Raw genomic sequence first — 19,106 nt, 5'->3', positions numbered from 1 at the left:
GGCTCACGTGGGGTGGCCCGCTGATATCCTCGCCCGCGTGCCTATCCAAGCGCGACTTGACCTGACGACTTGCCTCTTTTCGTGCCTCACCGTCGCTCTCCTGGGCGGCTGTGCGGACGATGGCTCACCCGGCGACGACGAGGTCGCCGCGACCGAGACGGACAGCGAGACCACCACCGAGACAGATAGCGAGACCAGCGCCGACGAGGTCGGCAGCGAAGGCGAGACCACCTCCACGGACACCGCGGAGTCCACGGACACGACCGAGACCGAATCTGGCACCGAGACCGAGACGGACACCGAGACGGACACCGGCGAGGCCCTGAGCTGCCGGGACATCCTCGCCTGCGCCTTCGACTGCCTCGAAGATCTCGGCCTCGAGTGCCTTCAGGCCTGCGGCGAGAACTCGGATCCCGCGGAGCTCCAGGCCGCCGGCGATCTCGTGTTCTGCCTGGCCCAGCAGTGCAACGAAGAGGGTCTGTGCTCGCTCGACGATCTCACCGCGCCCGAGTGCGTGGCCTGCCTCGGCGTCGGCTACTTCCTCCCGCAACCTCCCGGATGCGAGGAGGAGGCCCAAGCCTGCGAGTGATCCCCGCCCTCGAGTGCGGCGCGCGTCGCCCTCCGGCCGCCGTTGGCACGGCTGGAACAGGCACGAAACGTCACGCAACACTTGCGCGCGCTTTTCTGGCGCGCGATTGAGCACGACTGGCCATCGAGGCCCCGCATAGCCCTCTGGAGCGCCCCGAGGCGATCTCCAGGGGCTGGCACGCGCCTTGAAAACACCCCTTGTCGTCCGCCGCGAGCGCGACGACGGCAAGGAGTGACGCCATGATCTTCCGCCAGCTCTTCGAGGCCCAGACCTCGACCTTCACCTACCTCTTGGCCGACCCGCAGACGCGGGAGGCCGTGCTCATCGACCCGGTCCGAGAGACCGCCGAGCGCGACCGCAAGCTCCTCGACGAGCTCGGCCTCCAGCTCGTCCACACCCTCGAGACCCACGTCCACGCCGACCACGTGACCGGCGCGAGCTTGCTGCGCGAGCAGTGCAGCAGCCGCAGCGTGGTCTCCCGCCAGAGCGGCGCGCCCTGTGCCGACCGCCTCGTCGGCGAGGGCGACCGCGTCCACTTTGGATCGCGCTGGCTCGAGGTCCGCGAGACCCCCGGACACACCGACGGCTGCCTGAGCTTCGTGCTCGACGATCGCTCCATGGTGTTCACCGGCGACACCTTGCTGATCCGCGGCACCGGCCGCACCGACTTTCAGCAGGGCGACCCGGTCAAGCTCTACGAGTCGATCCACACCAAGCTGTTCAGCCTGCCCGACGACACCCAGGTGTTCCCCGGCCACGACTACCGCGGCTTCACCTCGTCGACGATCGCCGAGGAGAAGGCCCACAACCCCCGCGTCGGCGGCGGGCGCAGCCTCGAGTCCTTCGTCGAGATCATGAACGGGCTCCAGCTCGCCCACCCCAAGCGCATCGCCGAGGCGGTGCCCGCCAACCTCGCCTGCGGCCGCGCCCAGGACAGCCAAGAGGACGGCCAGCGCCCCGCCCCGCCCCTCGAGATCCCCGCCCAGCGCAGCGAGCAGGGCGTGCCCGAGGTCGACACCGAATGGCTCGCCGACCACGGCGAGCTGAGCATGAGCATGAGCATGAGCATCGTCGACGTGCGCGGCGTCGACGAGTGGAGCGAGGGCCACATCGAGGGCGCCAAGCTCGTCCCGCTGCCGACGCTGCTGACCTGCGCCGGCGACTGGCCGCGCGAGCGGCCGATCGTGACCATCTGCCGCGTCGGCAGCCGCTCGGCCGACGCCGCGCTCCAGCTCGAGTCCGCCGGCTTCACCAACGTCGCCTCGCTGCGCGGCGGCGTGCTGGCCTGGGCCAAGCAAGGACGCAAGCTGGTCCGCTGACGACGCTCCGAACTCCAGAGGAAGACAGGACAGGACATGACCCCAACCGAATTTACCCCCATCGCCTCGACCATCGGTGGCGTGATGATCGGCCTCTCGGCCGCCTTCATGCTCATCTTCAAGGGGCGCATCGCCGGCATCAGCGGCATCCTCGGTGGCTTCATCGAAGGTGGCGAGGGCCGGACCTGGCGCGGGCTGTTCTTGCTCGGCATGTTGATCGGCGGCGTGGGCTTGTTGCTCGCGCTGCCCTCGACGATGCCCGGCGCGGCCACGGACTCGCTGCCGATGCTGATCGTCGCGGGCCTGCTCGTCGGCTTCGGCACCCGCCTGGGCGGGGGCTGCACCAGCGGCCACGGCGTCTGCGGGATCTCGCGCTTCTCGACGCGCTCACTCACCGCCACGGCGATCTTCATGACCGCCGCCGGCCTCACCACCTTCGTCGTTCGCCACCTGCTCGGAATTGGAGGTGTGGCATGACCCTGCGCCAGAACATCACCGCGTTCTTGTCCGGCCTGCTCTTCGCCATCGGCTTGGGCCTCGCCGGGATGACCAACCCCAACAAGGTGCTCAACTTCCTCGACGTCAGCGGGAGCTGGGACCCGAGCCTCGCCTTCGTCATGGGCGGCGCGATCCTGGTCTACCTCCCGGTCTACCGCATCACCAAGGGCAAGGACGCGCCGCTGTGGAACGACCGCTTCCACTGGCCGACGAAGACCGACATCGACGCCAGGCTGGTGATCGGTGCGACCATGTTCGGCGTCGGCTGGGGCCTGGTCGGCTTCTGTCCCGGCCCGGCGATCGTGTCCACGGCCACGCTCTCGAGCCCGGTGCTGGTGTTCTTCGCGGCGATGATCGTCGGCATGCTCTCGCAGCGCGTGGTCGTCGGTCGCATCGCGGCCAGCAAGGCCAAACGCGAGGGCAGCAAACCAGCGGACTGCGGTTGCTGAGGGCCCGCGCAAAAGCAACCCAACTCGCGGCTGGCCGCCTCCCCTGCGCAAAGTCCGGGGCAGGCGACCAGCCGCGAGCGCTCCCGCGCGACGCTCCTGCAACATTGGCGAGACCAGCGAGAGTCGTCCGCCTCACCACAAAGACACGCTATGCTCGGGCGGTTGCCAGACACTCGGACGCACCACGACGATGAACTGCTCCGCCTGAGCTCCACGGGCGCGCTGCTCTTCGTTCGTATCCGCCAGCGATTCACCCATCGCGAGGCACTGGCGCTCTACAGCGCGCAGGAGTACCTGCGCGCGACCGTGGGTCGCCACGCGCTCGTCATGCTCGTCGGTGAGACCGACATCGAGCTCAGCGAGCGCACCCGAACGATGATCACCCGGACCGCGGCCGAGTTCTCCAGCTGGATCACTTGCATCGCCCACGTCGTCGAGGTCCGCGGGTTCAAGGGCGCGGCGATCCGCTGCATGATGGCCGGCATGCGCTCGGCCAGGCGGCCGCCCTACCCGGTGCGCGAGTTCTCGACGACCCGCGCGGCCGCCATGTGGATGGCCCCGCTGCTCACCAAAGAGGCCCTGCCCCTGCCCTTCGCGGCCTCCCCCGAGGCGCTGCAAGAGTGGATCAGCTGCGTCCGCGACCCGGGCTGTCCGGCCGAAGATGCCCCGGCGCCCCGGCGCTTCGCGGCCTCCCGGCCGATCGGCGGCGCCGAGGGCTGAATCCCGCGCGGGCGGCCCTCGCCCTTGTCCCCCGCGGCGAATCGTTCGATCCTCACGGCGCTCGTGCTGCGCCAGCGACCACTCGTGGCGACCCCTGCCGCCGCCTCGCCCCGGGAGCCCCGCCGATGATCGCCTGGTGGGCGCCCCCCTTCGGCGAGGGCGAAGACGGCACCGGCGCCGACACGCCCCTCGAGGATCTCACCGAGGACCTCGCCGAGGACATCAGCGAAGGCATCCCCGAGGGGCTGCTCGACGGCATCCCCGACAACCTCGCCGACGCCGAGCACCAGCTCTCCCCTGCCCTGGCCGAGTTCCTCGACGCCGAGGCCGCGCAGATCGTCCTCCCGCTGCTGGCCATCGCCTTCGTGTCCCTGATCGTCGGGCTGATCCGTCGGCAGCTCGCGGCCCCGCCCGACTCGGCGACCCCCGGGCCTCCGGCGGCGGCCGCCGCCTTGTCCTGCGTCGCGCTCTACCTCTTCGGCCGCCTCGTCGACCCGCTGCTCACCTCCCTGCTCACCCGCCCGGCGTGGTTCCCCGCGGACAGCTGGGCCGAGGTCGGATGGTTCGAGTGGAAGCTGCTCGGACGCCCCTGGGCCTGGGGGGCGCTGCCCCTCGAGCACCACCCCAGCCTCGCCCTGCTCGTCCACGCCGTGGTCTGGACCGGCGTGTGGCTGGTGCTGCGCTTCGGCTTCGAGTGGCTGTGGGCCGGCCCCTTGCGCTGGAGCGCGCCGACCCGCGACCTGCCCTGGTACTTTCGCTGGGTCGGCTCATCGACCACGCGGCGCGCCGACCAGCGCTTTCGCCACTGGCTGGGCGCGCTGCTCAGCCTGCTGATCCCCGCCCACGCGCTCACCGGCCTGCACCTGGTCGAGCACCCCGGGAGCCTGCCCGCGCCGGGGATGTGGATCACCGGCGGCCTGCTGATGTGGACCACGGCCTTCCACCTGATGGTCACGGGGAAGGAGCCCGCGCCCGAGGACAAGCGCGAAGAGGAAGAAGAGGAGGAGGACGAGCCGCGCCCGGATCTCCAGCTCTACCCCCTCGCGCGCATGCGCCTGGCCGTCGAGCAGCTGCGCCCCGGGGTCCAGCTCGAGGCCCTCGAGCTCCGCGACGCGGTCGAGGGCGAGCGCGCCGAGTTCCCCGCGCTCATCGCCCCCTTGGTCCGCGAGATCTTCCACGACCTCACCGGCGAGCGCGCGCCCTGGGCCCACCAGGCCGAGCTCCTCGCCCACCTCGGCGGGCTGTGGAGCATGCAGGCCGCCCCCGAGCGCAGCGAGTCCCCCAGCCTCGAAGAAGAGCGCGGCGCCGCGGTCATCAGCCGCGCCGAGACCTCCACCCCCCACGCGCTGATCCTCGCCCCCGAGGGCTCTGGGCGGACCACCACCACCTTGCTGGCGGCGCTCCACGTCTACCTCGATCGCGGCGCGACCTCGCTGGTGATCGTCCGTGAGCGCGCCGCGGCCCGGCGCTGGGCGTCGACCCTCGGCCAGGCCCTGACCGGCTCCTCGGCGCGCTGGAACGTGCTCTCGTGCACCGCCGGCGAGGACCTCGCCCAGGCCCTGGTCGCCGATCGCACCCCGGCGATCGTCATCGCCGATCTCGAGGCCTGCGAGGCCGAGGTGCTCAGCGACCCGCGCACCGACGACTTCCTGTCGCGCCTGGGGCTGATCGTCGCCGACGACGTCGACGGCTTCACTGGCGTGGCCGAGATGCACCTACAGATGTGCATGCGCAGGCTGTGGGCGATCCTCGATCGCCTGCACGCGGCCCCCTACCCCGCTGCCTTGCTGGCGACGGCCAGCGAGAGCGCCGTGGGCATGGACGCCTGGGCCAAGCACGTGCTCGCGGCCCCCCTGCGCGTGTTCGCGGATGACCGCGCCCCGAGCCGCCCGCAGGTGCTCCTGCGCCGCCGCGACCTCGTCGACGGCGGCGGCGCCGACATCCCGCTGGCGACCCTCGCCGAGGCCTGCGAGGCCGCTGGCCTGCCCTGGCACCTGCGCCTGGCCGGCGACGGCGCCCGCGGGGTCAGGCGCGCGCTCTTCGATCTCGGCAACCTGCGCCGCTTCCACCGCGACGACCCCAGCGAGGCCGCGGTCGTGATCGTCGAGGGCACCTACCCCGAGGTCCGCCGCGAGGCCGCCCGCCTGGCCCACGCCGGCGCGGCCCTGGTCGAAGCGGTCGATCGCCCCGGCGACGTCGTCTTGCCCGTGCACGCCCGAGCCCCGGCGGTCCTGGTGCTCGCGCCCCCCGGCGACGAGGAGATGGTCCTCCACGAGGAAGCCGTCGACGCCGAGCACCGCGAGCTCGTCGCCAGCTTGCCCCGGGCCGTGGCCCTGGCCGAGCCCCGCGTGGTCCGCCAGCGCCACTTCGATCGCGCCGTCGGCCGCGAGCAGGACCTCGACGCCCTGCGCGAGCGCTTTGGCCAGCGCTTCGTCGACGAGACCGTGGCCAGCTTGGGCTCGCAGCTGCGCCGCCGCGAGGTCCTGCACATCGATCCGCACAGCGACGAGATCATCTCGCGCACGCAGCTGCGCTCGATCAAGGAGGGCGCCCTCGGTCAGCCGATCGACGCCGGCTGCGTCAGCGATCGCAGCGCGCGGACGCGGATCGTCGACGCGGGGACCTCCGAGGTGCTCTACACCCTCGACAGCGCCGTGGTCCGAGCCGTCTTCCCGCCCGGGGCGATCTTCTTGCATCCGCGCGGCCGCTTCATGGTCAGCGACGCCCCCGACGGCCAGGAGCTGAGCGCGGAGCAGATCGGCGGGCACCAGCGCAGCACCCCCGATCGCGCGCTCAGCCTCCAGGCCGACGCGACAATCGAGTGGTCCGACCGACAGTTCGGCGGCCACAGCCTGCCCGTGGCCCTGGCCAGCGTGCAGCTCAGCGAGCACCTGTTCGGCATGCGCCGCTTCGCCCCGGGGCCCAAGCTCGTCGATCACCGGATCTACGAGCGCCCGCTGACGGTCCGCTACGGCACCGACGCCTGCCTGATCGCGGCGGCGCCGATCAGCCCTGACGCCGCCGCGACCGCGGAGGGCGAAGACCAGGCCGACGACGCGCGCCTCGCCCCCTCGGACGAGGCCCTCATCCCCCTCGCCGCAGCGATCCGCATGATCCTGCCCTGCTACCTGCGCGGCGCCGCCGGCCTCGTCGACGTCGACCTCGTCGAGCACCGCGGCCAGCGCCTGCTCTGCATCTTCGACCGCACCCCGGGCGCCAGCGGCTTCGCCCGCTTCGTCTACGAGCGCGGCCTCAAGGAGCTGCTCGAGCTCGCCTCCATGGTCCTCGAGCGCCTCGTCGGCCCCGAGTTCGCGCGCCTGCGCCACATCCACGACCGCGCCGTGGGCTCGGATCCCGCGCGCTGGTGCGTGGGCGAGGCCCTGCGCTGGCTCGACGCGCTGCTCGTCGCCACGCCCCCGGTCGCCGACGAGCAGCCCGAGGCCCTCGACAGCCCCGAGGGCCCGCGGATCGCCTTCACCCCCGGCGAGGGCCGCGGCGACCTCGGGCGCCTGTGGATCTCCCAGAGCGGGCGCACCGACGACCTCGTGTGGACCCGCCACGCCTGGACCAGCGCGGCGTCCCTGGCCGGCCACCCGCCGGGCCGCGTGTTCATCGACATCGCCCTCGAGCGCCCAGCGATCGCCGCCGCCCGCCGCCGCGCCGCCGGGGCCCTGGGCGAGCGCTTCGCCCTCGGCCGACGCGAGCGCCTCGACCTCGACTCGCGCGAGGCCCACGTCGAGCTGCTGAGCGCAGACCGAGCCGACCTCGATCCGGTCCGCGAGAAGCTCGCGGCGCTGTGCGGACCGGCGCTGATCGAAGCCGTGCTCGCCCTCGTCGCCGCGATCCCGCTGAGCCCTCGCCCGCTGACCCTCGCCGATCGCGGCCCGCTGGCCGTGCTCAGCCGCCGCCGCGCGGACCTCGACGCCAAGATGCTCCTGGCCTGCGCGCTGCTCCCCGAGGCCGCTCAGGCCGAGATCGTCGCGGGCCCCCCGCCCAGCGAAGAGCCGTGGCTGCGCGTCGATCACGGCGGCAGCGAGGGCTTCCACACCTGGGCCCTCGGTGGACCGCGACCGCGCCGCGTCGATCCCGAGCCGGCCCGCCGGGCCACCTTGCTGATCGACTGATATCCTCGCCGCCCAACCATGGTCTACATCTCCAAGGTTTACACCCGCTTCGGAGACGAAGGCGACACCATGCTCGCCAGCGGGGACACCGTTCGCAAGGACTCCGCCCGGGTCCGCGCCTATGGCGAGGTCGACGAGCTCAACGCCACCGTCGGCCTGCTGCGCCTCGAGCTCAGCCGCGATCCCAACGCCTCCGCCAGCGCCGACAGCCAGCGCTTCGCCGCCACCCTCGACACCGAGCTCGCCCGCATCCAGCAGGAGCTCTTCAACCTCGGCGCCGAGCTGGCCACCCCCTCGGCCGCCTCGGGCGGCGCCCGCCTCAAGGTCGAAGCCCACCACATCGAGGCCATCGAGCAGGCCATCGACCGCCACAACGATCCCCTCGAGCCGCTGCGCAGCTTCATCCTCCCGGGCGGCGGCCCGACCGGCGCGTCCGCCCACCTCGCGCGCACCGTCTGCCGCCGAGCCGAGCGCGAGCTCGTGACCCTCGCCGCCGACAGCCCCGTGCGCGGCGAGGCCCTGCGCTACCTCAACCGCCTCAGCGACTACCTCTTCGTCGTCGCCCGGGCCGCGGCCGCGAGCTTCGGCTACGACGAGGTCCTCTGGGATCAGCAAAACACGTGAGCGACCTGAAAAAATTCCGCTACGAGTTCCCGCCCCTCGACGCCCACTTCCTCGAGGCGCCCACACCCCGCGCCGTGGTCGAGTTCATCAAGCGCACCTACCCGCACAACTGGGAGGAGGTCCTGCCGACCCTGGTCGAGATCCAGGACTGGCCGCGCTTTTGGAAGACCCTCGACCACGACGGCCGGCCGCTCCCTCCTGGCCGTCGCTGAACTCGCGGACAACCGCGCTCGACTCGAGCGTCTCAAACCCAGGGCGCGGGCCCAGGCGGCAAGAACCCGCTCTCCCGCCCGCGCCGCAGCAGCGCCTCGATCGCCGCTCGCCCCTCCTCGCCGAGCTCGACGGAGAAGTCGTTGACGTAGAGCCCGATGTGCCGGCGGCAGACGTCTTCGTCGAGCTCCTGGGCGTGCTCGCGGATCCACGGCCACGCGCGATCGGGCTCGGCGAAGGCCAGGCGGACCGAGCGGCGCAGGCCATCCTCGACCGCGGCGAGGGTCTGGGCCCCGAGCGAGCGCAGGCCGGCGATCATCCCCAGGGGGATCGGCAGGCCCGTGCTGCGCTCCCACAGCGCGCCGAGGTCCGCGAGCTCGACCAGGCCGTGCGCCGGGTAGGTGAAGCGGCTCTCGTGGATGATCAGCCCGGCGTCGACCTCTCCGGCCGCGACCGCCGGCATGATGCGATCGAAGCGCATGATCACCGCGTCGAAGCTCGCCCCCGCCGGCGCGTGCTCGGCGAAGGCCACCCGCAAGAGCAGGTGGGCCGTGGTGTGCTCCCCGGGGATCGCGATCTTGCGCCCAGCCAGCTCGGCCAGCGAGCGCGGCACCTTCACGGCCGGAGCATCGGAGGCGCCTGGGGCATCAAAACCCGCCCCACGCACGACCACCAGCGGGCCGCAGCCTCGACCGAGGGCCGCCCCCGCGCCGAGCACCGCGTAGCGATCACCGACCTGAGCCAGCACGCTCGCCGAGAGCTTGGTGATCGCCAGCGCCCGCGCCGGATCCAGGGCCCGCAGGTTGAGCGCCTCGATGTCGGCGATCTCGGGCACGAAGCGCAGCCCCTCGACCGCCACCGCCCCCGACACGAGGCCGTGGAACATGAAGGTGTCGTTGGGACAGCTCGAAAAGCCTGTGGCCAGCTCGCGGACGCGCATGATCGCCGGCCAGCTTAGTGCCCCGCCGGCGCTTCTCAAAGCAGGCGGGGCACTGGCTGGAACGAGGCGCGCGAGCTAGAAGCCCGTGGTGAAACCCAGCGCGGCTCCTCGCGCCGGGGTTTTCGTCGAGGGCGCGAAGCCAAAACGCCGCTGTACCGGGCGTACCGCAAGTTTTGGCGACAACGCCATCGGCGGAAGGACCAAGCGAGGTGTCGTGTTGGGTTTCACCACGGGCTCCTAGAAGCCCGCGAGCTAGGGAAGCACGCCGGCGTCGAGCACGGCGCCGAGACCCTGCGTCAGGCGGCTGACCGCGCCCTCGAGGTTCCACGCGCCCATGTCGCGGTCTCCGGTGTGGTTGCTGACCGCCCGCAGCTGGGCGAAGGGCACCGAAAAGGACTCGCACACGGCGGCCGCGGCCGCGCCCTCCATGCTCTCGACGGCCGCCCCGCTGCGCAGCGCGTAGGCCTGAGAGAGCGCGTCGACGCCAGCGCAAGTGCTGACCGTCGCGCCGCTGACCGCAGGGCAGTCGAGCACGGCGGAGATCTTACCGGTGAGCTCGGCGTCGGCGGCGTAGGGGCCGATGCCACCGAGCTGAAGCGTCTCGATATCGCGGAAGCCCTCGGGGCTGAGTACACCCTCGTCGGCCAGCATCTCGCTGGCGACGGTGCACAGACCCAGAACCGGAACCGGCTCCACGCCCGCGCGCAGGTGGCGGTCGGGGTATGCGCCGCAGACCCCAACGAGCACCACCGCATCGGGCTTGGACTCGACCAGCGCCCGTGTCAGGGCGCGCGTCGCCGCGACCTTGCCGACACCGAGCTCGAGGGTGTCCGCGTGCTTGCCGGCCACGGCGGCACCTTCACGGGCCGTGGCATAGACCAAGAGTGTGGACATGAGGCGCACGCTATCAAAAATGCGCGGGCCTGGCCATTGCATGTGTTGCTAATGTTCGCGCGTGCACGACTACGACGTCTGCGTGATCGGTGGCGGCCCCTCGGGCTTCGCAGCGGCGATGCGCTGCTGGGACTTTCAAAAACGCGTGTGCTTGATCGCCGACGGCCCGCTCGGCGGCGGCGGCATCCATGACGGCGCGCTGTCCAGCAAGACCTTCTGGGAGCTGTCTCGCGACTTCCGCAACGCCACACGTCGAGACCGCGGGTTCACGATCCGCGACGTCGACGTCGAGTTCGATCGCGTGCAGGGGGTCGTCGACGAGGCCTGCCGCGAGAAGGCGGCGCTGCTCAGCGAGCAGCTCGAGGCCCTCGCCCATCCGCGCCCCGGTCAGGCCGGCAGCGTCCAGCTGATCCGCGGGCGCGCGAGCTTCATCGACCCGCACACCATCGAGATCGCCGGACCGGAGGGCGAGCGCAGCCGGCAGATCCGGGCCGACCACGTGATCATCGCGACGGGCTCGCGGCCGCGCGAGCTGCCCGAGATCGCCGTCGACGGCCGCACGATCATCACCTCCGATCACATCGGCGCGCTCGAGTCCTTCCCGCGCTCGCTGGTCATCCTCGGCGCCGGCGTGGTCGGCTGCGAGTTTGCGACGATCTTCGCCAACTTCGGGCGGACCAAGGTCTACGTCATCGACCGCGCCCCGCGGATCTTGCCCTTCGAGGACGCCGACGTCGCCAACTTGTGCGCGACCAACCTCGAGGCCAAGGGCGTGACCATCCACCGCCAGGCCAAGCTCGTGTCCATGCGCCGCGTCGGCGGGGCCGAGGACTGCCAGGTCGAGTACACCATCGAGCACGCCACCGGCGGGCGCGAGACGATCTGCGTCGACAAGGCGCTGATCTCCGTGGGCCGCGTCCCCAACACCGAGGGCCTCGGCCTCGAGCACGCCGGCGTGACCCTCGGCGAGCGCGGCCACATCCTCGAAGAGGACACCCAGACCTCGGTCCCGCACATCTACGCCGCCGGCGACGTGACCTTGGACATTGCCCTGGTCAACGTCGGCGAGATCGAGGGCCGCCACGCCGCCGAGCGGATCTGCGGCGCCAGCCAGCGCCCGCTGAGCTACGAGAACCTGTCGACGATCATGTTCCTCGACCCCGAGGTCGCCGCGATCGGCCTCAACGAGCAGCAGGCCCAGGCCCAGCGCATCCCCTACCGCGTCGCCGTCTACGACTACTCCATGGTCAGCCGGGCGATCGCCATGCGCAACACCGAGGGCTTCGTCAAGCTGCTCGTCAGCGACGACGACGACATGCGCGTGCTCGGGGTCCGGGCCCTCGGCGCCCACGCCTCGACCACCCTCGAGGCCGTGTCCTTGATGATCCAGCACGGCAGCTCGGCCCGCGACCTCGCCGAGCTCTATCACCCGCACCCGGCGATCACCGAGGGGCTGCAGGACTGCGTGCGGATGTTGCTGGGGAGCAGCATCCTCAAGCCGGAGGTGTTTCAGTCGCAGCTGCGTCTGTCGCGGGTGCACTACGGCGAAGAGTGAGGCTGCGAAACCCAGACCAAGGCCGACCCGAGATAGAGGTGGAGGTGGAGGCGAAGCCCAAGCGGCGGCGCTTCCCAGCCAAATACGAGCGCTCCATCCTCGAGCGTGCCGACGCCTAGCGAAAAGACAGGAAAGACAAGATGAACGAAGAACAAGCACGGCGAGTGGTTGGCGACATCAACGCATATCTCCAACAAAAGCTATGGTTTGATTTCGAGGTGATGGAGTACCAAGGCGATACCTTGACCATCATGGGAAGTCTCGACATCAGCGCCCCGCATGACGTCGAAATACGCTTCAAAGGAGTCTTTTTCGTGTCGCTTCCGCTGGAATGGAAGACCGACACGGCGACACCTCCGCTGAGGTTGATGGCGGGAGAGGAGGCCGTTGGACTGAATCAACGGTTCAAAGTAGAGCAAGGTCACCATATTTTCCGATTCACACCAGAGTACTATCCAGAGGATTTCGGTTGCCTGGTCTGCGCTCAGGCGGTCAGCTTCGAGGTCATGACGCCAGTATCGTGAACATGCGCCGTCCAGAGCACCCTTGCGATTCGAGGCAGCTGTGGACCCAGCTCGAGCAGCTGAGTCTGTACTCCTCCAGCCGGAGCGGGCGGTCGCCAAGATCGCGCTGACGAGTTTCTCGTCAGCCCTCATCCGGCTTGGGCGAGACCCGCACCCACACCGGGTGCGGCTCCGCGTACTCCCGGCGCACGTCCACACGGTAGGTCCCCGCGGGTAGCTCGATGTCCGTGATCCCGTACAAGCCCGAGAACAGGAGCGTATCGACCCACTGCTCGTCCGCCTCCTCCTTCGTCAGTGACACCTGATCGATACATCGCTCGATCTCGATCCAGGTCTCGGGCTCATCTCTCTCGAACCTGTACATTCCTGGGCTCTCGAGTTCGATCAGGAAGCTCTGGTACATCGCTGTCTTCGCATACTGATCCCAGTTGATATTGTCCATCCGCTCATAGGGGCCGAGCGTCCCCGGATCCGAGCAGTCGAAGATCGAGTTGAATTCCCAGGTGTCGCCCTCGGGCTCGAGCACCTCGAGATCCGCACACTGCCGGTGGGGCACCCAGAGGTAGGGCGCGGTCTCCATGTACTCGTCGAAGAGTTCGTCGGAGTCTTGGCTGTAAACCGTCTCGATGGCGTCGAGCACCCCTTCTCCGCCGCGAGGTGCGAGCATGTACAGCTCTCGAAAGCGCGCCACGCCTCTGTCTTCGATGAGCCAGCGGACAAAGTGCGCGGCGGCGCCGTAGGACACGTCAACAAACCTCTCGGCCGTGATGTACTCCCGCGGATCGAGCATATAGTCCTGCGCCACGGGCTCGAAGCTCGTCGCCAGACCCTCGTTGAGCGCCGGAGCGCTCGATGAGCGCCAATCACAATTCGAGGAGTGGCCGAGTTCGTGGGCCACCCACCCGGGCCCCGCGATTGCAGTCCCATCCTTTAAATAGCATGCGCTCGCCTTCTCCGGGCAGTAGCCATCGACTTCATTCGTGTAAAACAGCCGGATGTCGTAGGGATCCTCCAGGCCCAGAACAGAGACATTATGTCTGTAGGATGCCTCATACAAATCGACGCTCCCTGCGCATAAAAGCAGACTCTCATCCACATGGATATCGAGATTCTCCGTCGAGTAAACCAGAGGAAGGTCGGGGACATTGGTCACCGGCGCGAAGTCCGAGCACATGGCCGGCCGAGGCTCTGTCTCGTCTGCACAAGCGCCAACCATCATCGCACTCGCCAGCACGATGAAGCTGGCACACCGGATGCAGAAGGGGACGGACATGACCAACAAGGTACACCATCTGCTCCCCGTCACCATCTTCTGTTTCCTGGCTGCCTGCGGCGACGATGGCCCATGCATCCTGGATCAAAACGGCATGTGCGACGGCATCGGCGAAGACGATGAGGTTGGCGACGAAACCGGTGGCGGTGGTTTCGAGGGCTGTGCACCCCACGAAGCCTTTGAATTCGGCACAGAGTTTACCTGCCAAGGTGAAGGCACAGGGTGGCTCATCACCGACATCTACGGCCTCGGTAAAAACAACCCGCTCATCAGCTGTCTGCAATACGAAGACAATGACAACGCCCCCCAATATCCGACCCTGGATGACTGCATACCCGTATCCTTCGACCAGCTCGACCTCGGTATCCCCACACCGACGGCTTGCTGTACGGATGAGACCGAAGAAGACAACATCATCGACACCTGTGAGCTCGACTGCGGCTTCTCCGCCTGCAAGGCTGCGATCGCTAAAATCCGCGAATCCGCAGAGAACCTCGAGCCATCCGACCCCTTATACGAAGAAGCCTACGACACCGCCAGGGCCGACCTCTACGCCTACGCCGACATGCTCGAGGCTCCCATGAATCTCGAATATTGTGCTGAACTGGTCGCCGCGACTCCCGGGGAGATCGTCGCCATCGGCCTGAGCGGCGGCGTGTCGAACCCCGCCAAATTCGGCCACATCAACGACGCCACCCTTCATCTCAGCTGCACCCTCGACCCCGATGAACCCTACGTGTCCAGCCCCTCGGCGGGATACTGCGAGGAGCCCACCAACATCCCGGCCACCATGGCCGAGCAGGAGTCCAGCGGTACGATCGTCGCAGGCGCGGTCAACCTCGACGGTCCCGCCATCCAAACCACGGTGGCCATCCACGACGCCAGCATCTCAGCCCGCGAGACCCTCAACAGCGACATGTCCGTCGACTTCACCCTGACCTCCTTCGAGGCTGATCTCGACGACACCGTCGCCGGCTCCTTCGAGTTCCAAGACGCCCACGTCAGCCTCGTGGGTCTGGCCAGTGGCACGCGCGAGGCCGAGGTCGTGACCTTTGCCCCAGGGACCCTGCGCTTCGCCATCAACGCCGTCGTGCTCATCGATGGCGAGGCGCTCTACGATGGGATCCCAGCGAGCGCCGAATACGGAAACGACGCCACCGCCACCGCAATCCTGACCGCCGATGGCTCCTTCCACTTCGTGGACGCGACCTTCAACGTCGGAGAGTACACCGCCGTGCTCAACACCGAGCCCAGCGTACTGGTGCCAGCGCAATGACCTCGAAGTTCGAAGCGCCACGGTTCAGATGACCGGCCGGCGGCGCTGCTGTCCCGGGCAGCAGCGCCGCCATCCATGCTCGTGGTGAACGCTGGCACGTGGTCGTGACCACCCTCGTCAGCCCTCATCCGGCTTGGGCGAGACCCGCACCCACACCGGGTGCGGCTCCGCGTACTCCCGGCGCACGTCCACACGGTAGGTCCCCGCGGGCAGCTCGATGTCCGTGATCCCCTGCAAGCTCGGGAACAGGAGCGTATCGACCCACTGCTCGTCCGCCTCCTCCTCCGTCAGTGACACCTGATCGATACATCGCTCGATCTGGATCCAGGTCTCGGGTTCATCTCTCTCGAACCTGTACATTCCCGGACTCTCGAATTCGATCAGAAAGCTCTGGTACATCGCCGTATCGGCGAATTGATCCCAGATCTCGTTTCTTTCGTAAGGGCCGAGCGTCCCCGGATCCGAGCAGTCGAAGATCGAGTTGAATTCCCAGGTGTCGCCCTCGGGCTCGAGCACCTCGAGATCCGCACACTGCCGGTGGGGCACCCAGAGGTAGGGCGCGGTCTCCATGTACTCGTCGAAGAGTTCGTCGGGGTCTTGGCTGTAAACCGCCGCGATGGCGTCGAGCACCCCTTCTCCGCCGCGAGGTGCGAGCATGTACAGCTCTCGAAAGCGCGCCACGCCTCTGTCTTCGATGAGCCAGCGGACAAAGTGCGCGGCGCCGCCGTAGGACACGTCAAAGGCACTCTCGGCCGTGATGTACTCCCGCGGATCGAGCATATAGTCCTGCACCACGGGCTCGAAACTCGTCGCCAGCCCCTCGTTGAGCGCCGGAGCGCTCGATGAGCGCCAATCACAATTCGAGGAGTGGCCGAGTTCGTGGGCCACCCACCCGGGCCCCGCGATTACAGTCCCGTCACGCAACCTACAGGCGCTCGCCTTCTCTGAGCAATATTCATCGTCTTCATTCGTGTAAAACAGCCGGATGTCGTAGGGGTCCTCCAGTCCCAGAAAATAGGCACTATACCTATAAGTATCCTCATACAGCTCAACGCTCCCTGCGCATAAAAGCAGACTCTCATCCACATAGATATCGAGATTCTCCGTCGAGTAAACCAGAGGGAGGTCGGGGACATTGGTCACCGGCGCGAAGTCCGAGCACATGGCCGGCCGAGGCTCTGTCTCGTCTGCACAAGCGCCAACCATCATCGCACTCGCCAGCACGATGGTTCTGGGACGGAAAATATGGCGGGAAGCGGGCATCCTCGACAAGATACGCCACCTCGGCCGCCCGAGGCCACCGATGCCCAGCGAGGCACCCGCCGCCACGCTGGGCATCACCAACCTGGAGACACTCAGCCCTTGCGCTTGCCCTCGGCCTCCAGCTGCTTGCCGTAGGCCTCGGTCTTCTTCGCAAAGTCCCCGCTCGCCAGCACCATCCCCTCGGCGAACAAGGTCCCCATCCCCACGACGTTCATGTTCTGCTGAAGATACTGATTGAGCCACTTCTTGGTCATCTTCAGCCCGAGCGGGTCGTAGGACAGCAGCTTCGCCACCAGCTCGTCGACGGCGCCATCGAGCTCGTCGGCGGGGACGGCCTTGTTGATCAGTCCGATGTCGACGGCCTCCTTGGCGGTACACGAGCGATCCGTCATCAAGAACTCGCGCGCGCGGCTGAGGCCGATCCGCGCTGGCCACAGCAGCGCCCCGCCGTCACCGGGCGGGACCCCAAAGCCCGACAGGTGCGGGTCGCTGAAGGTCGAGTCCTCGCTCGCGTAGACAAAGTCGCAAGACAGCGCGATCGAGGCGCCCAGGCTGTGCGCCCCGGGGGCGTAGACCTTGGCGATCGTCGTCTTCTCGCAGTTGATCGCGTCGCGGATGATGTCCTCGGCCTCCTTGAAGATCTTCAGCATGTCCTCGTAGATGCCCAGCTTCTCGACCCACTCGAACTCGTACTGCTCGGGGGCGAGGAAGCTCTTGTTCTTGCCGGTGACGACCACCACGCGCGCGTCGGACTCGTGGGCCTTGCGGAACACTCGCGCGAGGCCAGCGTGGGTGTCTCCGTCCAGGCCACCGATCTCGATGGTGAAGACGTCCTTGGTTTCGATGATGTCGATGAGGCCGAATTCTGACATGTCGTTTTGCTCCTGAGTTTTGCGTCGTGAACGCCAGTGGCACGCGATGAATGCGAATGGATGCACCACGCGCACCCGTGGCATGACAGCAGCCTAGGCGCCGCTGGCCACGCGGTCTTGAACCAAAGCCGCTCAAAAATTGAACGCGGCGGACCTGATCGGGCGCGACCGGTGGTTCACGCGCCCGATGGTGCGATAATTTTCAGTCCATGGACGCCTCGGCACCGCAGCTCGTCAGCGTCGACGAGCTCGTGCGCAGCACGGCCAACTACTCGGCCTGGCTCGAGGGCCCGCCCGCGACCGGCTCGCAGGTGGGCGTCCACGGGTTTCAGTTCGACGCCCACGATCAGCACGACGCCGTCATCCTCGACGTGTTTCACGTCCTGGTCTGCATGCGCGGTGAGGCGGCGGTGTCCCGGATGGTCGGCGACGCCCTCGAGTCGATCCACCTCGGCCCCGGCGAGGTCCTGGTCAACCCCAGCGCGACCTCGCTGCGCTGGCAGTGGTCGGGGGCGGTCGACGTCCTCAACATCACGGTGCACCCCCGCTACCTCGACGACCTCGCCCGCGAGGCCATGGGCTGCCCCGTTCGCCTGCGCGCCGACGTCCCCCACCACCGGCCCGACCCTGCGCTCGCGCGCTTCGGCCTCGATCTTCACCAAGAGCTCGACACGCCCCGCCTCGGCGCCCACCGGGCCGCCCGCGCGATCGGAGAGCGCATCGCCCTGCACCTGCTGCGCAACTACGTGTGCGTCGACAGGCTAATCAACGCGCGCAGCTTCAGCGAGGCGGAGCAGCGCCGCCTGCTCGAGTTCATCGACGGCCGCCTGGGAGAGCCGATCGGCGTGGCGACCCTCGCCAGCTTGGTCGAGATGGGCAAGCACCACTTCTCCCGCACCTTTCGCGCCACCTTTGGCGCTTCCCCCAGCGCCTGGCTGCGAGAGCGTCGGCTCGAGCGCGCACGCTCGCTGCTCATGAAGACCTCGGCCTCGATCGCCTCGATCGCCGCGCAGTCGGGCTTTGCGGATCAGAGCCACCTGACGCGATGGTTCGCCCGCCACTATGGGATCACGCCGGCGGCGCTTCGACGTCGGCGCTAGTGTGCGCGGCAGAGGACTTGAAGGGTCCCAGGCGCCGGACCGCCGGTTGCTGACGAGGCGCGAGGAGGGAGTTTGTCGGGCACAAATAACTGACGAGCAACGAAGTCAGCGGCCGGTGCTCCAAGCCTGGGGCCCTTCAAGTCCTCTGCCGCGCACACTAGTGTGCGCGCCGAGCCAGCCAGCCGTGCATGCACAGGGCCTGAAACACACGCACGGGCTGGCCAAACCCGCTCTCGGCGACCAGCGTTTCGATCTCGCCTGGCGCGAGCACGGCGAAGCTCTCGCCGATCGACTCGACCATGCCCGCGACCGCCTCGTCCGTGGCGCCGGCGTGTCGCCAGGCCCGCTTCCACAGCTGCATCAGCTCCCCATCGAGCGCGTCCGCGGCGAGGTCGGCGAAGATCAAGGGCGCGCCAGGGCGCATGCGCTCCGCGATGCCGCGAAAGAAGGCCCGGCGCGCGCCCTCGTCGACGAGAAAGTGTGAGACCAGCACGGCGGTCGCCACGTCGAAGGGTTCGTCCCGAGGCGGCAGGCTGTCGAGCGTGCCCGCATGGAGCTCACAGCGAGACTCGAGGCCGGCCTCGACGAGCCGCGCCCGACAGCGCGCGAGCATCGGCTCCGAGGTGTCGACGGCGGTGAACTGCCAGCCGGGAAAGATCGGCGCGAGCTCGAGGACCTCTGCCCCGGTGCCCGCGCCGACGCAGAGCACCCTCGCCTGCGCCGGAGCCTCGTCGAGCGCCAGCTGGGTCACCAGGTGGAGGGCGTCACGGAAGGCCGCGAGCGGGCGAAATTGTTCGTCGTAGCGGGCCGCGTGGGCCTCGTCGAAGGGGACGGGTTGCGCCATGCGGCCCAGGCTAGCGCCCTGCGCTGCGTCGC

18 protein-coding genes are annotated in these 19,106 nt (G+C 68.7%); 12 read left to right on the top strand and 6 right to left on the bottom strand.

The window, feature by feature from the left end; all coding sequences use genetic code 11:
* Window positions 1-37 precede the first annotated feature (37 nt).
* From G6O69_RS24270 to G6O69_RS24235, 8 genes are all read left to right on the top strand, one after another.
* Window positions 38-589, top strand: a complete 552-nt coding sequence (locus tag G6O69_RS24270; RefSeq protein ID WP_172305895.1) for a hypothetical protein — start codon at window positions 38-40, stop codon at window positions 587-589.
* A gap of 239 nt (window positions 590-828) precedes the next feature.
* Window positions 829-1,908, top strand: a complete 1,080-nt coding sequence (locus G6O69_RS41675) for an MBL fold metallo-hydrolase (RefSeq protein ID WP_172305894.1) — start codon at window positions 829-831, stop codon at window positions 1,906-1,908.
* A gap of 36 nt (window positions 1,909-1,944) precedes the next feature.
* A complete protein-coding gene (locus tag G6O69_RS24260) occupies window positions 1,945-2,385 on the top strand; it encodes a YeeE/YedE family protein (RefSeq protein ID WP_172305893.1) in 441 nt (146 codons plus the stop codon).
* Window positions 2,382-2,855, top strand: coding sequence for a YeeE/YedE family protein (locus G6O69_RS24255; protein WP_217909901.1), 474 nt, complete (start codon window positions 2,382-2,384; stop codon window positions 2,853-2,855). Before G6O69_RS24260 ends, G6O69_RS24255 begins: the two co-directional genes overlap by 4 nt.
* 162 nt (window positions 2,856-3,017) lie before the next feature.
* On the top strand, window positions 3,018-3,575 hold the full coding sequence (locus G6O69_RS24250; RefSeq protein WP_172305892.1) for a hypothetical protein: 558 nt from the start codon (window positions 3,018-3,020) through the stop codon (window positions 3,573-3,575).
* A 125-nt stretch (window positions 3,576-3,700) separates the two neighbouring features.
* On the top strand, window positions 3,701-7,699 hold the full coding sequence (locus G6O69_RS24245) for a DEAD/DEAH box helicase (RefSeq protein WP_172305891.1): 3,999 nt from the start codon (window positions 3,701-3,703) through the stop codon (window positions 7,697-7,699).
* Window positions 7,700-7,717: 18 nt separating this feature from the next.
* Window positions 7,718-8,323, top strand: coding sequence for a cob(I)yrinic acid a,c-diamide adenosyltransferase (locus G6O69_RS24240; RefSeq protein WP_172305890.1), 606 nt, complete (start codon window positions 7,718-7,720; stop codon window positions 8,321-8,323).
* Window positions 8,320-8,535: a hypothetical protein gene (locus G6O69_RS24235; RefSeq protein WP_172305889.1), complete on the top strand. Its 216-nt coding sequence runs from the start codon at window positions 8,320-8,322 to the stop codon at window positions 8,533-8,535. The genes G6O69_RS24240 and G6O69_RS24235 overlap by 4 nt, the downstream gene beginning before the upstream one ends.
* A 32-nt stretch (window positions 8,536-8,567) precedes the next feature.
* On the opposite strand, the gene G6O69_RS24230 is transcribed toward G6O69_RS24235, so the two are convergent.
* Window positions 8,568-9,473 carry a 1,4-dihydroxy-6-naphthoate synthase gene (locus G6O69_RS24230; RefSeq protein WP_172305888.1) on the bottom strand — a complete coding sequence of 302 codons (906 nt, stop codon included), beginning with the start codon at window positions 9,471-9,473 and terminating at the stop codon, window positions 8,568-8,570.
* Between the two features lie 252 nt (window positions 9,474-9,725).
* Window positions 9,726-10,367 carry a futalosine hydrolase gene (mqnB, locus tag G6O69_RS24225; RefSeq protein ID WP_172305887.1) on the bottom strand — a complete coding sequence of 214 codons (642 nt, stop codon included), beginning with the start codon at window positions 10,365-10,367 and terminating at the stop codon, window positions 9,726-9,728.
* A gap of 61 nt (window positions 10,368-10,428) precedes the next feature.
* Between mqnB and G6O69_RS42335 the strand changes: the two genes are divergently transcribed.
* Entirely contained in the window at window positions 10,429-11,922 is a 1,494-nt protein-coding gene (locus G6O69_RS42335; RefSeq protein ID WP_172305886.1) for an NAD(P)/FAD-dependent oxidoreductase, read from the top strand.
* A 140-nt stretch (window positions 11,923-12,062) separates the two neighbouring features.
* Complete coding sequence (locus tag G6O69_RS24215; RefSeq protein ID WP_172305885.1) at window positions 12,063-12,446, top strand: hypothetical protein; 384 nt, start codon at window positions 12,063-12,065, stop codon at window positions 12,444-12,446.
* 121 nt (window positions 12,447-12,567) lie between these two features.
* On the opposite strand, the gene G6O69_RS24210 is transcribed toward G6O69_RS24215, so the two are convergent.
* The gene (locus G6O69_RS24210) at window positions 12,568-13,719 is read right to left on the bottom strand and encodes a hypothetical protein (protein WP_172305884.1); all 1,152 of its coding nucleotides are present in this window, start codon (window positions 13,717-13,719) and stop codon (window positions 12,568-12,570) included.
* Between G6O69_RS24210 and G6O69_RS24205 the strand changes: the two genes are divergently transcribed.
* Entirely contained in the window at window positions 13,718-14,995 is a 1,278-nt protein-coding gene (locus G6O69_RS24205) for a hypothetical protein (protein WP_172305883.1), read from the top strand. The genes G6O69_RS24210 and G6O69_RS24205 overlap by 2 nt on opposite strands.
* A gap of 117 nt (window positions 14,996-15,112) precedes the next feature.
* On the opposite strand, the gene G6O69_RS24200 is transcribed toward G6O69_RS24205, so the two are convergent.
* Together G6O69_RS24200 and G6O69_RS24195 are read right to left on the bottom strand one after the other, a co-directional pair.
* Entirely contained in the window at window positions 15,113-15,790 is a 678-nt protein-coding gene (locus G6O69_RS24200; RefSeq protein WP_217909900.1) for a hypothetical protein, read from the bottom strand.
* Window positions 15,791-16,350: 560 nt separating this feature from the next.
* Complete coding sequence (locus G6O69_RS24195; protein ID WP_172305881.1) at window positions 16,351-17,130, bottom strand: enoyl-CoA hydratase/isomerase family protein; 780 nt, start codon at window positions 17,128-17,130, stop codon at window positions 16,351-16,353.
* A gap of 209 nt (window positions 17,131-17,339) precedes the next feature.
* On the opposite strand from G6O69_RS24195, the gene G6O69_RS24190 reads away from it, so the two are divergent.
* Complete coding sequence (locus tag G6O69_RS24190; protein WP_172305880.1) at window positions 17,340-18,230, top strand: AraC family transcriptional regulator; 891 nt, start codon at window positions 17,340-17,342, stop codon at window positions 18,228-18,230.
* A gap of 157 nt (window positions 18,231-18,387) precedes the next feature.
* Here G6O69_RS24190 and G6O69_RS24185 read toward each other — a convergent pair whose 3' ends face one another.
* Entirely contained in the window at window positions 18,388-19,074 is a 687-nt protein-coding gene (locus G6O69_RS24185) for a class I SAM-dependent methyltransferase (protein WP_172305879.1), read from the bottom strand.
* Between the last annotated feature and the right edge of the window lie 32 nt (window positions 19,075-19,106).

The organism is Pseudenhygromyxa sp. WMMC2535 (assembly GCF_011083025.2).
This window is presented reverse-complemented; position numbering and strand designations above follow the sequence as displayed.

Excerpts from the sequence above, each read along its gene's own strand:
- mqnB (WP_172305887.1), bottom strand. The coding sequence starts at position 10,367 with ATGTCCACACTCTTGGTCTATGCCACGGCCCGTGAAGGTGCCGCCGTG.
- G6O69_RS24245 (WP_172305891.1), top strand. The coding sequence starts at position 3,701 with ATGATCGCCTGGTGGGCGCCCCCCTTCGGCGAGGGCGAAGACGGCACC.
- G6O69_RS24240 (WP_172305890.1), top strand. The coding sequence starts at position 7,718 with ATGGTCTACATCTCCAAGGTTTACACCCGCTTCGGAGACGAAGGCGAC.
- G6O69_RS24185 (WP_172305879.1), bottom strand. The coding sequence starts at position 19,074 with ATGGCGCAACCCGTCCCCTTCGACGAGGCCCACGCGGCCCGCTACGAC.
- G6O69_RS24255 (WP_217909901.1), top strand. The coding sequence starts at position 2,382 with ATGACCCTGCGCCAGAACATCACCGCGTTCTTGTCCGGCCTGCTCTTC.
- G6O69_RS41675 (WP_172305894.1), top strand. The coding sequence starts at position 829 with ATGATCTTCCGCCAGCTCTTCGAGGCCCAGACCTCGACCTTCACCTAC.
- G6O69_RS24190 (WP_172305880.1), top strand. The coding sequence starts at position 17,340 with ATGGACGCCTCGGCACCGCAGCTCGTCAGCGTCGACGAGCTCGTGCGC.
- G6O69_RS24230 (WP_172305888.1), bottom strand. The coding sequence starts at position 9,473 with ATGCGCGTCCGCGAGCTGGCCACAGGCTTTTCGAGCTGTCCCAACGAC.
- G6O69_RS24205 (WP_172305883.1), top strand. The coding sequence starts at position 13,718 with ATGACCAACAAGGTACACCATCTGCTCCCCGTCACCATCTTCTGTTTC.
- G6O69_RS24215 (WP_172305885.1), top strand. The coding sequence starts at position 12,063 with ATGAACGAAGAACAAGCACGGCGAGTGGTTGGCGACATCAACGCATAT.
- G6O69_RS24195 (WP_172305881.1), bottom strand. The coding sequence starts at position 17,130 with ATGTCAGAATTCGGCCTCATCGACATCATCGAAACCAAGGACGTCTTC.
- G6O69_RS24210 (WP_172305884.1), bottom strand. The coding sequence starts at position 13,719 with ATGTCCGTCCCCTTCTGCATCCGGTGTGCCAGCTTCATCGTGCTGGCG.
- G6O69_RS24260 (WP_172305893.1), top strand. The coding sequence starts at position 1,945 with ATGACCCCAACCGAATTTACCCCCATCGCCTCGACCATCGGTGGCGTG.